Raw genomic sequence first — 14,328 nt, 5'->3', positions numbered from 1 at the left:
TGAACGCCTAAAGAAACAAACGAGGAATCAAATGGCTCGTACAACACCCATCGCACGCTACCGTAACATCGGTATCAGTGCGCACATCGACGCCGGTAAGACCACTACTACCGAACGTATTCTGTTCTACACCGGTGTAAACCACAAAATCGGTGAAGTTCATGACGGCGCAGCCACCATGGACTGGATGGAACAGGAGCAGGAGCGTGGTATTACTATCACCTCCGCAGCGACTACTGCATTCTGGTCAGGTATGGCTAAGCAGTACGAACCGCATCGCGTAAACATCATCGACACCCCAGGCCACGTTGACTTCACCATCGAAGTAGAACGTTCCATGCGTGTTCTTGACGGCGCGGTAATGGTTTATTGCGCAGTTGGTGGTGTTCAGCCACAGTCTGAAACCGTATGGCGTCAGGCGAACAAATATAAAGTTCCACGCATCGCGTTCGTTAACAAAATGGACCGTATGGGTGCTAACTTCCTGAAAGTTGTTGGTCAGATCAAAACCCGTCTGGGCGCGAACCCTGTTCCGCTGCAGCTGGCAATTGGTGCTGAAGAAGGTTTCACCGGTGTTATCGACCTGGTGAAAATGAAAGCCATCAACTGGAACGAAGAAGACGCAGGCGTTACCTTCACTTACGAAGATATCCCAGCAGACATGCAGGACCTGGCTGACGAATGGCACCAGAACCTGATCGAGTCCGCTGCTGAAGCTTCTGAAGAGCTGATGGAGAAATACCTGGGTGGTGAAGAACTGACTGAAGAAGAGATCAAGAAAGCTCTGCGTCAGCGCGTTCTGAACAACGAAATCATCCTGGTAACCTGTGGTTCTGCGTTCAAGAACAAAGGTGTTCAGGCGATGCTGGATGCGGTAGTTGACTACCTGCCATCCCCAGTTGACGTACCTGCGATCAACGGCATCCTGGACGACGGTAAAGATACTCCGGCTGAGCGTCACGCAAGTGATGACGAGCCGTTCTCTGCACTGGCGTTCAAAATTGCTACCGACCCATTCGTGGGTAACCTGACCTTCTTCCGCGTTTACTCTGGTGTGGTTAACTCCGGTGACACCATCCTGAACTCCGTGAAAGCGGCGCGTGAGCGTTTTGGCCGTATCGTACAGATGCACGCTAACAAACGTGAAGAGATCAAAGAAGTTCGTGCGGGCGACATCGCTGCAGCTATCGGTCTGAAAGACGTGACTACTGGTGACACCCTGTGTAACCCAGATCACCCGATCATTCTGGAGCGTATGGAATTCCCTGAGCCGGTAATCTCCATCGCGGTTGAACCAAAAACCAAAGCTGACCAGGAAAAAATGGGTCTGGCTCTGGGCCGTCTGGCGAAAGAAGACCCATCATTCCGCGTATGGACTGATGAAGAATCTAACCAGACCATCATCGCTGGTATGGGTGAGCTGCACCTGGACATCATCGTTGACCGTATGAAGCGTGAATTCAACGTTGAAGCGAACGTGGGTAAACCTCAGGTTGCTTACCGCGAAGCGATTCGTGCGAAAGTTACCGATGTTGAAGGTAAACACGCTAAGCAGTCTGGTGGTCGCGGTCAGTACGGTCACGTTGTGATCGACATGTACCCACTGGAGCCGGGCTCTAACCCTAAAGGTTACGAGTTCATCAACGACATCAAAGGTGGTGTAATTCCTGGCGAATACATCCCAGCCGTTGATAAAGGCATCCAGGAGCAGCTGAAAGCGGGCCCTCTGGCTGGCTACCCAGTTGTTGACATGGGTGTTCGTCTGCACTTCGGTTCTTACCATGACGTTGACTCCTCTGAACTGGCGTTTAAACTGGCTGCGTCTATTGCCTTTAAAGAAGGCTTTAAGAAAGCAAAACCAGTTCTGCTTGAGCCGATCATGAAGGTTGAAGTAGAAACTCCTGAAGAGAACACCGGTGACGTTATCGGTGACTTGAGCCGTCGTCGCGGTATGCTGCGTGGTCAGGAATCTGAAGTAACTGGCGTTAAGATCCACGCTGAAGTTCCGCTGTCTGAAATGTTCGGATATGCAACTCAGCTGCGTTCTCTGACCAAAGGTCGTGCATCATACACCATGGAATTCCTGAAGTATGATGATGCGCCTAACAACGTTGCTCAGGCCGTTATTGAAGCCCGTGGTAAGTAATCCACAGGATTAAAACCTAAGTCCCGTGCTCTCTCCAAAGGGGAGAGCACTATAGTAAGGAATATAGCCGTGTCTAAAGAAAAATTTGAACGTACAAAACCGCACGTCAACGTTGGTACTATCGGCCACGTTGACCATGGTAAAACTACCCTGACTGCTGCAATCACTACCGTTCTGGCAAAAACCTACGGTGGTTCTGCTCGCGCATTCGACCAGATCGATAACGCACCAGAAGAAAAAGCTCGTGGTATCACCATCAACACTTCCCACGTTGAATACGACACCCCGACTCGCCACTACGCACACGTAGACTGCCCAGGCCACGCCGACTATGTTAAAAACATGATCACCGGTGCTGCGCAGATGGACGGCGCGATCCTGGTTGTTGCTGCGACTGACGGCCCAATGCCTCAGACTCGTGAGCACATCCTGCTGGGTCGTCAGGTAGGCGTTCCTTTCATCATCGTGTTCCTGAACAAATGCGACATGGTTGATGACGAAGAGCTGCTGGAACTGGTAGAGATGGAAGTTCGTGAACTGCTGTCTCAGTACGATTTCCCAGGCGACGACACTCCAATCGTTCGTGGTTCCGCGCTGAAAGCGCTGGAAGGCGACGCAGAGTGGGAAGCGAAAATCATCGAACTGGCTGGCTTCCTGGATTCTTACATCCCAGAACCAGAGCGTGCGATTGACAAGCCATTCCTGCTGCCAATCGAAGACGTATTCTCCATCTCCGGTCGTGGTACCGTTGTTACCGGTCGTGTAGAGCGCGGTATCATCAAAGTTGGCGAAGAAGTTGAAATCGTTGGTATCAAAGAGACTGCTAAGTCTACCTGTACTGGCGTTGAAATGTTCCGCAAACTGCTGGACGAAGGCCGTGCTGGTGAGAACGTTGGTGTTCTGCTGCGTGGTATCAAACGTGAAGAAATCGAACGTGGTCAGGTTCTGGCGAAGCCAGGCTCAATCAAGCCACACACCAAGTTCGAATCTGAAGTGTACATCCTGTCCAAAGACGAAGGCGGCCGTCATACTCCGTTCTTCAAAGGCTACCGTCCACAGTTCTACTTCCGTACAACTGACGTGACCGGTACCATCGAACTGCCAGAAGGCGTTGAGATGGTAATGCCAGGCGACAACATCAAGATGGTTGTGACTCTGATCCACCCAATCGCGATGGACGACGGTCTGCGTTTCGCAATCCGTGAAGGCGGCCGTACCGTTGGCGCGGGCGTTGTTGCTAAAGTTCTGGGCTAATTAATTATCCCTGAATGAAAAAAGGACGCTTCGGCGTCCTTTTTTGTTTTCAGGCGTTTTGAATCTGTCACAAATTTTCGCATTTTTTGCCTGCTTCCGTCTCGCATCCCGGCGTTTGTACTATTGTAATCATAACCATTCTCACTTACACTTTGCGCATATTTTGAACGGGAGTTTTTATGTACGTTTGTTTATGTAATGGTGTGAGTGACAAAAAAATACGTCAGGCCGTTCGCCAGTTTCAGCCACAGTCTTTCCAGCAGCTTCGCAAGTTTGTTCCGGTGGGAAATCAATGCGGTAAATGCGTTCGCGCAGCGCGTGAGATTATGCAGGATGAATTGATGCAGATCCCGGAATTCAAAGAGATCGCGTAAGCCCGTATCTTTTTTTTGACATCCCTGTAGCCCGATCTACGCTTCAATGAGTGGAAGCGGAGGGACTATATAATGAAAGGTGATGTTAAAATCATAAGTTATCTCAATAAATTATTGGGAAATGAGCTTGTCGCAATCAATCAGTATTTTCTCCATGCAAGAATGTTCAAAAACTGGGGACTGACTCGCCTCAATGATGTTGAATACCATGAGTCCATCGATGAGATGAAGCACGCCGATAAATATATTGAGCGTATTTTATTCCTCGAAGGCATTCCAAACTTGCAGGATCTTGGCAAACTGGGCATTGGTGAAGATGTTGAGGAGATGCTGCGTTCCGATCTCAGACTGGAGCTCGAAGGCGCAAGAGATCTTCGTGAAGCCATCGCCTATGCTGACAGCGTCCATGATTATGTTAGTCGTGACATGATGATCCAGATCCTCGCCGATGAAGAAGGCCATATTGACTGGCTGGAGACTGAACTGGATCTCATTACCAAAATTGGCCTACAGAACTACCTTCAGTCGCAGATCAAAGTGGAAAGCTAATCAGGTTTTCCCAGCCAACGCATAAACCCGCTGCCGCCAGAAATGGCCCAAAAGGCAGTGGGTTTTTTAATGTCTGTTTATCAGGGTGAACTAAAGAGAGGATGAGAAGGCACAAAAGTGCCATCAGCGCGGCGACCAACGCCAGCAGCGGTAATACGCACCAGCCATGCCAGGCGCCCAGCGCTGCCAGATATTTAACATCGCCATATCCCATCCCTTCGCGGCGAAAGAAAAACCGATAGCCCCAGTAAATAACGGCAAAGCCAACATATCCTGCCATCGCACCCACAACCGCACTCGGCAGAAAATCTGGATGGATACAGAGCTGAAAGAGCAGGCCCACCCACAGCAGTGGGCAGAGAAATTTATCGGGAAGCAGGCCGCAGCGGATATCTGCATAGACAAGAAAGGCAGTCAGCGAAAAATAGAACAGCAGAAAGGGGAGGGTAGTTAACATGGAAAAGGCCTCAACAGGGTTTGAGCGCATCCTCGTTATAATCGGCCTGTCCGGCAATCTACAAAAACCACAATTGCGTAGGGGCTCCAGACAAAGATTCGAGAAGGGATACATTGCGTAAAAAGTTGCGAGTCCTTACGCATACCGCGCCTTTAGCGCTTAATTTCTAAACGGCACTTGCGTCTTTCTCTGATTTACGTATAATGCGCGGGCTTGTCGTAATTGACAGCGGGTTCGAACTGAACCGGAGTAACTCATTTTGTTACTCAACAATGCTCCCAATTGGGGAGCTACGTAAGAACGGTTACACTCTCCCATCAATCGTAATGGGTTTGAGGAGTAATCATTTTCGTTTATAAAATAATTGGAGCTCTGGTCTCATGCAGAACCAAAGAATCCGTATCCGCCTTAAAGCGTTTGATCATCGTCTGATCGATCAATCAACCGCGGAAATCGTCGAGACTGCTAAGCGCACTGGTGCGCAAGTCCGTGGTCCGATCCCGCTGCCGACCCGCAAAGAGCGCTTCACCGTTCTGATCTCCCCGCACGTCAACAAAGACGCGCGTGATCAGTACGAAATCCGCACTCACAAGCGTCTGGTTGACATCGTTGAGCCAACTGAGAAAACCGTTGATGCTCTGATGCGTCTGGATCTGGCTGCCGGTGTAGACGTGCAGATCAGCCTGGGTTGATCAGGTCATCGAGCGATTGAGAGGTTGATACAATGATTGGTTTAGTCGGTAAAAAAGTGGGTATGACCCGCATCTTCACAGAAGATGGCGTTTCTATCCCAGTAACCGTAATCGAAGTTGAAGCAAACCGCGTTACTCAGATCAAAGATCTGGCTAACGATGGCTACCGCGCTGTTCAGGTGACCACTGGTGCTAAAAAAGCTAACCGTGTAACCAAACCAGAAGCGGGTCACTTCGCTAAAGCTGGCGTTGAAGCTGGCCGTGGTCTGTGGGAATTCCGTCTTGCTGAAGGCGAAGAGTTCACCGTAGGTCAAGACATTAGCGTTGAGCTGTTTGCTGACGTTAAAAAAGTTGACGTAACCGGTACCTCTAAAGGTAAAGGTTTTGCTGGTACCGTTAAGCGCTGGAACTTCCGTACCCAGGACGCTACTCACGGTAACTCCTTGTCTCACCGCGTTCCGGGTTCTATCGGTCAGAACCAGACTCCGGGCAAAGTGTTCAAAGGCAAGAAAATGGCAGGTCAGCTGGGTAACGAACGTGTAACCGTTCAGAGCCTGGACGTAGTACGTGTTGACGCTGAGCGCAACCTGCTGCTGGTTAAAGGTGCAGTTCCGGGTGCAACCGGTAGCGACCTGATCGTTAAACCAGCTGTGAAGGCGTAAGGGGATAGCAATGGAATTAGTATTGAAAGACGCGCAGAGCGCGCTGACTGTTTCCGAAACTACCTTCGGTCGTGATTTCAACGAAGCGCTGGTTCACCAGGTTGTTGTTGCTTATGCAGCTGGTGCTCGTCAGGGTACTCGTGCTCAGAAGACTCGTGCTGAAGTAACTGGTTCTGGCAAAAAGCCATGGCGCCAGAAAGGTACCGGCCGTGCGCGTTCAGGTTCTATCAAGAGCCCGATCTGGCGTTCAGGTGGCGTGACCTTCGCTGCGCGTCCACAGGACCACAGTCAAAAAGTTAACAAAAAGATGTACCGCGGCGCGCTGAAAAGCATCCTGTCCGAACTGGTACGTCAGGATCGTCTGATCGTTGTCGAATCATTCTCTGTAGAAGCGCCTAAAACTAAGCTGCTGGCACAGAAACTGAAAGACATGGCTCTGGAAGATGTGCTGATCATCACCGGTGAGCTGGACGAGAACCTGTTCCTGGCCGCACGTAACCTGCACAAGGTTGACGTACGCGATGCGACTGGTATCGACCCGGTTAGCCTGATCGCCTTCGACAAAGTCGTAATGACTGCTGATGCTGTTAAGCAAGTTGAGGAGATGCTGGCATGATTCGTGAAGAACGTCTGCTGAAGGTGCTTCGCGCACCGCACGTTTCTGAAAAAGCGTCTACTGCGATGGAAAAAACAAACACCATCGTTCTCAAAGTTGCTAAAGACGCGACCAAAGCAGAAATCAAAGCTGCTGTGCAGAAACTGTTTGAAGTCGAAGTCGAAGTCGTTAACACCCTGGTTGTTAAAGGGAAAGTTAAACGTCACGGACAGCGTATCGGTCGTCGTAGCGACTGGAAAAAAGCTTACGTCACCCTGAAAGAAGGCCAGAATCTGGACTTCGTTGGCGGCGCTGAGTAAGTCGGAGGAGTAATACAATGGCAGTTGTTAAATGTAAACCGACATCTCCGGGTCGTCGCCACGTAGTTAAAGTGGTTAACCCTGAGCTGCACAAGGGCAAACCTTTTGCTCCGTTGCTGGAAAAAAACAGCAAATCCGGTGGTCGTAACAACAATGGCCGTATCACCACTCGTCACATCGGTGGTGGCCACAAGCAGGCTTATCGTATTGTTGACTTCAAACGCAACAAAGACGGTATCCCAGCAGTTGTTGAGCGTCTTGAGTACGATCCGAACCGTTCCGCGAACATCGCGCTGGTTCTGTACAAAGATGGCGAACGCCGTTACATCCTGGCCCCTAAAGGCCTGAAAGCTGGCGACCAGATTCAGTCTGGCGTTGATGCTGCAATCAAAGCAGGTAACACCCTGCCGATGCGCAATATCCCGGTTGGTTCTACCGTTCATAACGTAGAAATGAAACCAGGTAAAGGCGGTCAGCTGGCACGTTCCGCTGGTACTTACGTTCAGATCGTTGCGCGCGACGGTGCTTATGTCACCCTGCGTCTGCGTTCTGGTGAAATGCGTAAAGTCGAAGCAGACTGCCGCGCTACTCTGGGCGAAGTTGGCAATGCTGAGCATATGCTGCGCGTTCTGGGTAAAGCAGGTGCTGCACGCTGGCGTGGTGTTCGTCCTACCGTTCGCGGTACTGCGATGAACCCAGTCGACCACCCACATGGTGGTGGTGAAGGTCGTAACTTTGGTAAGCACCCGGTATCTCCGTGGGGCGTTCAGACCAAAGGTAAGAAGACCCGCAGCAACAAGCGTACTGATAAATTTATCGTACGTCGCCGTAGCAAATAATTTTAGAGGATAAGCCATGCCACGTTCTCTCAAGAAAGGTCCTTTTATTGACCTGCACTTGCTGAAGAAGGTAGAGAAAGCGGTGGAAAGCGGAGACAAGAAGCCCCTGCGCACTTGGTCCCGTCGTTCAACGATCTTTCCTAACATGATCGGTTTGACCATCGCTGTCCATAATGGTCGTCAGCACGTTCCAGTCTTTGTTACCGACGAAATGGTTGGTCACAAACTGGGTGAATTCGCACCGACTCGTACTTATCGCGGCCACGCTGCTGATAAAAAAGCGAAGAAGAAATAAGGTAGGAGGAAGAGATGGAAACTTTAGCTCAACATCGCCATGCTCGTTCTTCTGCACAGAAGGTTCGCCTTGTTGCTGACCTGATTCGCGGTAAGAAAGTGTCGCAGGCCCTGGACATCCTGACCTATACCAACAAGAAAGCTGCGGTATTGGTCAAGAAAGTACTGGAATCTGCCATTGCTAACGCTGAACACAACGATGGCGCTGACATCGACGATCTGAAAGTCGCGAAAATTTTCGTAGATGAAGGCCCAAGCATGAAGCGCATTATGCCGCGTGCGAAAGGTCGTGCAGATCGCATCCTGAAGCGCACCAGCCACATTACTGTGGTTGTGTCCGATCGCTGAGACTCTGGAGACTAGCAATGGGTCAGAAAGTACATCCTAATGGTATTCGCCTGGGTATTGTAAAACCATGGAACTCTACCTGGTTTGCGAACACCAAAGAATTCGCTGACAACCTGGACAGCGATTTTAAAGTACGTCAGTACCTGACTAAGGAACTGGCTAAAGCGTCTGTATCTCGTATCGTTATCGAGCGTCCAGCTAAGAGCATCCGTGTGACTATTCACACTGCTCGTCCTGGCATCGTTATCGGTAAGAAAGGCGAAGACGTAGAAAAACTGCGCAAGGTCGTAGCGGATATCGCTGGCGTTCCTGCACAGATCAATATCGCTGAAGTTCGTAAGCCTGAACTGGACGCTAAATTGGTTGCTGACAGCATCACTTCACAGCTGGAACGTCGCGTTATGTTCCGTCGTGCTATGAAGCGTGCTGTACAGAACGCAATGCGTCTGGGCGCTAAAGGTATCAAAGTTGAAGTTAGCGGCCGTCTGGGCGGCGCGGAAATCGCACGTACCGAATGGTACCGCGAAGGTCGCGTACCGCTGCACACTCTGCGTGCTGACATTGACTACAACACCTCTGAAGCGCACACCACTTACGGTGTAATCGGCGTTAAGGTATGGATCTTCAAAGGTGAGATCCTGGGTGGTATGGCTGCTGTTGAACAACCGGAAAAACCGGCTGCTCAACCTAAAAAGCAGCAGCGTAAAGGCCGTAAATAAGGAGCGTCGCTGATGTTACAACCAAAGCGTACAAAATTCCGTAAAGTGCACAAAGGCCGCAACCGTGGTCTGGCGCAGGGTACGGATGTTAGCTTCGGCACTTTCGGTCTGAAAGCTGTTGGCCGTGGTCGTCTGACTGCACGTCAGATCGAAGCAGCACGTCGTGCAATGACCCGTGCAGTTAAGCGTCAAGGTAAGATCTGGATCCGTGTATTCCCGGACAAACCGATCACCGAGAAGCCACTGGAAGTTCGTATGGGTAAAGGTAAAGGTAACGTGGAGTACTGGGTTGCCTTGATCCAACCGGGCAAAGTCCTTTATGAAATGGACGGTGTTCCGGAAGAGCTGGCCCGTGAAGCCTTCGGCCTGGCAGCAGCGAAACTGCCTATCAAAACCACCTTTGTAACTAAGACGGTGATGTAATGAAAGCAAAAGAGCTGCGTGAAAAAAGCGTTGAAGAGCTGAACGCTGAGCTGCTGAACCTGCTGCGTGAGCAGTTCAACCTGCGTATGCAGGCTGCAAGTGGCCAGCTGCAACAGACTCACCTGCTGAAGCAAGTGCGTCGCAATGTTGCACGCGTTAAGACTTTACTGACTCAGAAGGCGGGTGCGTAATGACCGATAAAATCCGTACTCTGCAAGGTCGTGTTGTTAGCGACAAAATGGAGAAATCCATTGTTGTAGCTATCGAACGTATTGTGAAACACCCGATCTACGGTAAATTCATCAAACGTACGACCAAACTGCACGTACATGACGAGAACAACGAATGTGGTATCGGCGACAAGGTTGAAATCCGTGAATGCCGTCCACTGTCCAAGACTAAGTCCTGGACGCTGGTTCGCGTTGTAGAGAAAGCGGTTCTGTAATACAGTACGCATTCTCAATACGAATAAACGGCTCAGCGATGAGCCGTTTATTTTTTCTACCCATATTGTAGAAGCGGTGTTATAATGCCGCGCCCTCGATATGGGGCTTTTTAACGGCTCTGATTTTAGAGTCTCAGGTAGTAGTTGACATTAGCGGAGCACTGAAATGATCCAAGAACAGACTATGCTGAACGTCGCCGACAACTCCGGTGCACGTCGCGTAATGTGTATCAAGGTTCTGGGTGGCTCGCACCGTCGCTACGCAGGCGTAGGCGACATCATCAAGATCACCATCAAGGAAGCAATTCCACGTGGTAAGGTCAAAAAAGGTGATGTGCTGAAAGCGGTAGTGGTGCGCACCAGGAAGGGTGTTCGTCGCCCTGACGGTTCTGTCATTCGCTTCGATGGTAATGCATGCGTTATTTTAAATAATAACAGCGAGCAGCCTATCGGCACGCGTATCTTTGGGCCGGTAACTCGTGAACTTCGTACTGAAAAGTTCATGAAAATTATCTCTCTGGCACCAGAAGTACTCTAAGGAGCGAATCATGGCAGCGAAAATCCGTCGTGATGACGAAGTTATCGTGTTAACCGGTAAAGATAAAGGTAAACGCGGTAAAGTAAAAAATGTTCTGTCTTCCGGCAAACTCGTCGTTGAAGGTATCAACCTGGTTAAGAAACATCAGAAGCCGGTTCCGGCCCTGAACCAACCAGGCGGCATCGTTGAAAAAGAAGCTGCAATTCAGGTTTCTAACGTTGCAATCTTCAATGCGGCTACCGGCAAGGCTGACCGTGTAGGCTTTAGATTCGAAGACGGCAAAAAAGTCCGTTTCTTCAAGTCTAACAGCGAAACTATCAAGTAATTTGGAGTAGTACGATGGCGAAACTGCATGATTACTACAAAGACGAAGTAGTTAACAAACTCATGACTGAGTTTAACTACAATTCTGTCATGCAAGTCCCTCGGGTCGAGAAGATCACCCTGAACATGGGTGTTGGTGAAGCGATCGCTGACAAGAAACTGCTGGATAACGCAGCAGCTGACCTGACAGCAATCTCCGGTCAAAAGCCGTTGATCACCAAAGCACGCAAATCAGTTGCAGGCTTCAAAATCCGTCAGGGCTATCCGATCGGCTGTAAAGTAACTCTGCGTGGCGAACGCATGTGGGAGTTCTTTGAGCGCCTGATCACTATTGCTGTTCCACGTATCCGTGACTTCCGTGGCTTGTCCGCTAAGTCTTTCGACGGTCGTGGTAACTACAGCATGGGTGTCCGTGAGCAGATCATCTTCCCAGAAATCGACTACGATAAAGTCGACCGCGTGCGTGGTTTGGATATTACCATTACCACTACTGCGAAATCTGACGAAGAAGGCCGTGCTCTGCTGGCTGCCTTTGACTTCCCGTTCCGCAAGTAAGGTAGGGTTACTGAATGGCTAAGCAATCAATGAAAGCACGCGAAGTAAAGCGCGTAGCTTTAGCTGATAAATTCTTCGCTAAACGCGCTGAACTGAAAGCGATCATTTCTGATGTGAACGCTTCCGACGAAGATCGTTGGAATGCGGTTCTCAAGCTGCAGTCTCTGCCGCGTGATTCCAGCCCGTCTCGTCAGCGTAACCGCTGTCGTCAAACAGGTCGTCCACATGGTTATGTGGGCAAGTTTGGGTTGAGCCGTATCAAACTGCGTGAAGCCGCCATGCGCGGTGAAGTACCAGGCTTGAAAAAGGCTAGCTGGTAATTACCAATTGAATCACGGGAGTAAAGACAGATGAGCATGCAAGATCCGATCGCGGATATGCTGACCCGTATCCGTAACGGTCAGGCCGCGAACAAAGTTGCGGTCACCATGCCTTCCGCCAAGCTGAAAGTGGCAATTGCCAACGTGCTGAAGGAAGAAGGTTTTATCGAAGATTTTAAAGTTGAAGGCGACACCAAGCCGGAACTGGAACTTACTCTCAAGTATTTCCAGGGTAAAGCTGTTGTAGAAAGCATTCAGCGTGTCAGCCGCCCAGGTCTGCGCATCTATAAGAAAAAAGATGAGCTGCCGAAAGTTATGGCTGGCCTTGGTATCGCAGTTGTTTCTACCTCAAAAGGTGTTATGACTGATCGTGCAGCGCGCCAAGCTGGTCTTGGTGGCGAAATTATCTGCTACGTAGCCTAATCGGAGGAAAGAATGTCTCGTGTTGCTAAAGCACCGGTCGTTATTCCTGCCGGCGTTGATGTAAAAATCGACGGTCAGGTTATTACGATCAAAGGTAAAAACGGCGAGCTGACTCGTACCCTCAACAAAGCTGTTGAAGTTAAACATGCAGATAACGCTCTGACCTTCGGTCCACGTGATGGTTTCGTGGATGGATGGGCTCAGGCTGGTACCGCGCGTGCCCTGCTGAACTCAATGGTTGTTGGTGTTACCGAAGGCTTCACTAAAAAGCTTCAGCTGGTTGGTGTAGGTTATCGTGCAGCTATCAAAGGGAATGCAGTAGGCCTGTCTCTGGGCTTCTCACACCCTGTTGAGCATCCGCTGCCGGCCGGTATCACTGCAGAATGTCCGACTCAAACTGAAATCGTGCTGAAAGGCGCTGATAAACAGCTGATCGGTCAGGTTGCAGCAGATCTGCGCGCCTACCGTCGTCCTGAGCCTTATAAAGGTAAGGGTGTTCGTTACGCCGACGAAGTCGTGCGTACCAAAGAGGCTAAGAAGAAGTAAGGTAACACTATGGATAAGAAATCTGCTCGTATCCGTCGTGCGACCCGCGCACGCCGCAAGCTCAAAGAGCTGGGTGCAACTCGCCTGGTGGTACATCGTACCCCGCGTCATATTTACGCACAGGTAATTGCACCGAACGGTTCTGAAGTTCTGGTAGCTGCTTCTACTGTAGAAAAAGCTATCTCAGAACAATTGAAGTACACCGGTAACAAAGACGCCGCTGCAGCTGTAGGTAAAGCTGTTGCAGAACGCGCTCTGGAAAAAGGCATCAGCAATGTTTCCTTTGACCGTTCCGGGTTCCAATATCATGGTCGTGTCCAGGCACTGGCAGATGCTGCCCGTGAAGCTGGCCTTCAGTTCTAAGGTAGAGGTGTAAGATGGCTCACATCGAAAAACAGGCTGGCGAACTGCAGGAAAAGCTGATCGCGGTTAACCGCGTATCTAAAACCGTAAAAGGTGGTCGTATTTTCTCCTTCACAGCTCTGACTGTAGTTGGTGATGGTAACGGTCGCGTTGGTTTTGGTTACGGTAAAGCGCGTGAAGTTCCAGCAGCGATCCAGAAAGCGATGGAAAAAGCCCGTCGCAATATGATTAACGTCGCGCTGAACAACGGCACCCTGCAACACCCAGTTAAAGGTGTTCACACGGGTTCTCGTGTATTCATGCAGCCAGCTTCAGAAGGTACCGGTATCATCGCCGGTGGTGCAATGCGCGCCGTTCTGGAAGTTGCTGGAGTTCATAACGTTCTGGCTAAAGCATATGGTTCCACCAACCCGATCAACGTGGTTCGTGCAACTATTGATGGCCTGGAAAATATGAATTCTCCAGAAATGGTCGCTGCCAAGCGTGGTAAATCCGTTGAAGAAATTCTGGGGTAATTGACCATGGCAAAGACTATTAAAATCACTCAAACCCGCAGTGCAATCGGTCGTCTGCCGAAACACAAGGCAACGCTGCTTGGCCTGGGTCTGCGTCGTATTGGTCATACCGTTGAGCGCGAGGATACTCCTGCTGTTCGTGGTATGGTCAACGCGGTTTACTTCATGGTTAAAGTTGAGGAGTAAGAGATGCGTTTAAATACTCTGTCTCCGGCCGAAGGCTCTAAAAAGGCGGGTAAACGCCTGGGTCGTGGTATCGGTTCTGGCCTCGGCAAAACCGGTGGTCGTGGTCACAAAGGTCAGAACTCTCGTTCTGGCGGTGGCGTACGTCGCGGTTTCGAGGGTGGCCAGATGCCACTGTACCGTCGTCTGCCGAAGTTCGGCTTCACCTCTCGCAAAGCAGCGATCACAGCGGAAATCCGTCTGTCTGACCTGGCGAAAGTTGAAGGCGGCGTTGTAGACCTGAACACGCTGAAAGCAGCAAACATTATCGGTATCCAGATCGAGTTCGCGAAAGTGATCCTGGCTGGTGAAGTTTCTACTCCGGTAACTGTTCGTGGCCTGCGTGTTACTAAAGGTGCTCGTGCTGCTATCGAAGCTGCTGGCGGTAAAATTGAGGAATAAGTA

General features: G+C 50.4%; 26 protein-coding genes. 25 read left to right on the top strand and 1 reads right to left on the bottom strand.

Annotated elements, in window-relative coordinates; all coding sequences use genetic code 11:
• Positions 1–31: 31 nt before the first annotated feature.
• The 4 genes from fusA to bfr all read left to right on the top strand — a co-directional run bounded on the left by fusA (position 32) and on the right by bfr (position 4,323).
• Complete coding sequence (fusA, locus tag ACOQH0_RS21040; RefSeq protein WP_010436278.1) at positions 32–2,146, top strand: elongation factor G; 2,115 nt, start codon at positions 32–34, stop codon at positions 2,144–2,146.
• Positions 2,147–2,215: 69 nt separating this feature from the next.
• A complete protein-coding gene (gene tuf / locus ACOQH0_RS21035) occupies positions 2,216–3,400 on the top strand; it encodes an elongation factor Tu (RefSeq protein WP_023309456.1) in 1,185 nt (394 codons plus the stop codon).
• 179 nt (positions 3,401–3,579) lie between these two features.
• Entirely contained in the window at positions 3,580–3,774 is a 195-nt protein-coding gene (gene bfd / locus ACOQH0_RS21030) for a bacterioferritin-associated ferredoxin (protein ID WP_003863268.1), read from the top strand.
• Positions 3,775–3,846: 72 nt separating this feature from the next.
• Complete coding sequence (gene bfr, locus ACOQH0_RS21025) at positions 3,847–4,323, top strand: bacterioferritin (protein WP_089600728.1); 477 nt, start codon at positions 3,847–3,849, stop codon at positions 4,321–4,323.
• On the opposite strand, the gene ACOQH0_RS21020 is transcribed toward bfr, so the two are convergent.
• Positions 4,307–4,780, bottom strand: a complete 474-nt coding sequence (locus ACOQH0_RS21020) for a prepilin peptidase (RefSeq protein ID WP_172701816.1) — start codon at positions 4,778–4,780, stop codon at positions 4,307–4,309. The genes bfr and ACOQH0_RS21020 overlap by 17 nt on opposite strands.
• Before the next feature lie 380 nt (positions 4,781–5,160).
• Here ACOQH0_RS21020 and rpsJ point away from each other — a divergent pair, with 380 nt between their 5' ends.
• The 21 genes from rpsJ (at position 5,161) to rplO (ending at position 14,325) form a co-directional block, all read left to right on the top strand.
• Complete coding sequence (gene rpsJ, locus ACOQH0_RS21015) at positions 5,161–5,472, top strand: 30S ribosomal protein S10 (RefSeq protein WP_001181005.1); 312 nt, start codon at positions 5,161–5,163, stop codon at positions 5,470–5,472.
• Between the two features lie 32 nt (positions 5,473–5,504).
• Positions 5,505–6,134 carry a 50S ribosomal protein L3 gene (gene rplC / locus ACOQH0_RS21010; protein WP_042714858.1) on the top strand — a complete coding sequence of 210 codons (630 nt, stop codon included), beginning with the start codon at positions 5,505–5,507 and terminating at the stop codon, positions 6,132–6,134.
• Positions 6,135–6,144: 10 nt separating this feature from the next.
• Positions 6,145–6,750 (top strand): 50S ribosomal protein L4, encoded by a 606-nt coding sequence (gene rplD / locus ACOQH0_RS21005; RefSeq protein ID WP_003031119.1) that lies wholly within the window; start codon positions 6,145–6,147, stop codon positions 6,748–6,750.
• On the top strand, positions 6,747–7,049 hold the full coding sequence (gene rplW, locus ACOQH0_RS21000) for a 50S ribosomal protein L23 (RefSeq protein ID WP_000617546.1): 303 nt from the start codon (positions 6,747–6,749) through the stop codon (positions 7,047–7,049). The genes rplD and rplW overlap by 4 nt, the downstream gene beginning before the upstream one ends.
• Positions 7,050–7,066: 17 nt before the next feature.
• On the top strand, positions 7,067–7,888 hold the full coding sequence (gene rplB / locus ACOQH0_RS20995; RefSeq protein ID WP_008457150.1) for a 50S ribosomal protein L2: 822 nt from the start codon (positions 7,067–7,069) through the stop codon (positions 7,886–7,888).
• A 16-nt stretch (positions 7,889–7,904) separates the two neighbouring features.
• The gene (gene rpsS / locus ACOQH0_RS20990) at positions 7,905–8,183 is read left to right on the top strand and encodes a 30S ribosomal protein S19 (RefSeq protein ID WP_001138117.1); all 279 of its coding nucleotides are present in this window, start codon (positions 7,905–7,907) and stop codon (positions 8,181–8,183) included.
• Positions 8,184–8,197: 14 nt separating this feature from the next.
• Positions 8,198–8,530: a 50S ribosomal protein L22 gene (rplV, locus tag ACOQH0_RS20985; protein WP_002919773.1), complete on the top strand. Its 333-nt coding sequence runs from the start codon at positions 8,198–8,200 to the stop codon at positions 8,528–8,530.
• Between the two features lie 17 nt (positions 8,531–8,547).
• Positions 8,548–9,249, top strand: coding sequence for a 30S ribosomal protein S3 (rpsC, locus tag ACOQH0_RS20980; protein ID WP_000529945.1), 702 nt, complete (start codon positions 8,548–8,550; stop codon positions 9,247–9,249).
• 12 nt (positions 9,250–9,261) lie between these two features.
• Complete coding sequence (gene rplP, locus ACOQH0_RS20975) at positions 9,262–9,672, top strand: 50S ribosomal protein L16 (RefSeq protein WP_002919759.1); 411 nt, start codon at positions 9,262–9,264, stop codon at positions 9,670–9,672.
• Complete coding sequence (gene rpmC, locus ACOQH0_RS20970; protein WP_003863282.1) at positions 9,672–9,863, top strand: 50S ribosomal protein L29; 192 nt, start codon at positions 9,672–9,674, stop codon at positions 9,861–9,863. Before rplP ends, rpmC begins: the two co-directional genes overlap by 1 nt.
• Positions 9,863–10,117 (top strand): 30S ribosomal protein S17, encoded by a 255-nt coding sequence (rpsQ, locus tag ACOQH0_RS20965; protein ID WP_008503489.1) that lies wholly within the window; start codon positions 9,863–9,865, stop codon positions 10,115–10,117. Before rpmC ends, rpsQ begins: the two co-directional genes overlap by 1 nt.
• A gap of 166 nt (positions 10,118–10,283) precedes the next feature.
• Positions 10,284–10,655 (top strand): 50S ribosomal protein L14, encoded by a 372-nt coding sequence (gene rplN / locus ACOQH0_RS20960; protein ID WP_004160583.1) that lies wholly within the window; start codon positions 10,284–10,286, stop codon positions 10,653–10,655.
• A gap of 10 nt (positions 10,656–10,665) precedes the next feature.
• Positions 10,666–10,980, top strand: coding sequence for a 50S ribosomal protein L24 (rplX, locus tag ACOQH0_RS20955; RefSeq protein ID WP_003863287.1), 315 nt, complete (start codon positions 10,666–10,668; stop codon positions 10,978–10,980).
• Positions 10,981–10,994: 14 nt separating this feature from the next.
• Positions 10,995–11,534, top strand: coding sequence for a 50S ribosomal protein L5 (rplE, locus tag ACOQH0_RS20950; RefSeq protein WP_001096206.1), 540 nt, complete (start codon positions 10,995–10,997; stop codon positions 11,532–11,534).
• 14 nt (positions 11,535–11,548) lie between these two features.
• Positions 11,549–11,854: a 30S ribosomal protein S14 gene (gene rpsN, locus ACOQH0_RS20945; RefSeq protein WP_003863291.1), complete on the top strand. Its 306-nt coding sequence runs from the start codon at positions 11,549–11,551 to the stop codon at positions 11,852–11,854.
• A 30-nt stretch (positions 11,855–11,884) separates the two neighbouring features.
• Positions 11,885–12,277 (top strand): 30S ribosomal protein S8, encoded by a 393-nt coding sequence (gene rpsH / locus ACOQH0_RS20940; RefSeq protein WP_006178918.1) that lies wholly within the window; start codon positions 11,885–11,887, stop codon positions 12,275–12,277.
• Positions 12,278–12,289: 12 nt separating this feature from the next.
• Positions 12,290–12,823: a 50S ribosomal protein L6 gene (gene rplF / locus ACOQH0_RS20935; protein WP_003863296.1), complete on the top strand. Its 534-nt coding sequence runs from the start codon at positions 12,290–12,292 to the stop codon at positions 12,821–12,823.
• Between the two features lie 9 nt (positions 12,824–12,832).
• The gene (gene rplR, locus ACOQH0_RS20930) at positions 12,833–13,186 is read left to right on the top strand and encodes a 50S ribosomal protein L18 (protein WP_003863297.1); all 354 of its coding nucleotides are present in this window, start codon (positions 12,833–12,835) and stop codon (positions 13,184–13,186) included.
• A gap of 14 nt (positions 13,187–13,200) precedes the next feature.
• Positions 13,201–13,701 carry a 30S ribosomal protein S5 gene (rpsE, locus tag ACOQH0_RS20925; RefSeq protein ID WP_003863299.1) on the top strand — a complete coding sequence of 167 codons (501 nt, stop codon included), beginning with the start codon at positions 13,201–13,203 and terminating at the stop codon, positions 13,699–13,701.
• Positions 13,702–13,707: 6 nt separating this feature from the next.
• Positions 13,708–13,887, top strand: coding sequence for a 50S ribosomal protein L30 (gene rpmD / locus ACOQH0_RS20920; protein WP_003863301.1), 180 nt, complete (start codon positions 13,708–13,710; stop codon positions 13,885–13,887).
• Between the two features lie 3 nt (positions 13,888–13,890).
• Positions 13,891–14,325 (top strand): 50S ribosomal protein L15, encoded by a 435-nt coding sequence (gene rplO / locus ACOQH0_RS20915; protein WP_003863304.1) that lies wholly within the window; start codon positions 13,891–13,893, stop codon positions 14,323–14,325.
• Positions 14,326–14,328: the final 3 nt, after the last annotated feature.

Origin of the sequence: Enterobacter sp. JS8-1 (genome assembly GCF_049187015.1) — a bacterium.
GTDB classification, from domain to species: domain Bacteria; phylum Pseudomonadota; class Gammaproteobacteria; order Enterobacterales; family Enterobacteriaceae; genus Enterobacter; species Enterobacter mori.
Note: the sequence above shows the minus strand (reverse complement) of the source record. Positions and strands in the feature narration are given on the sequence as shown.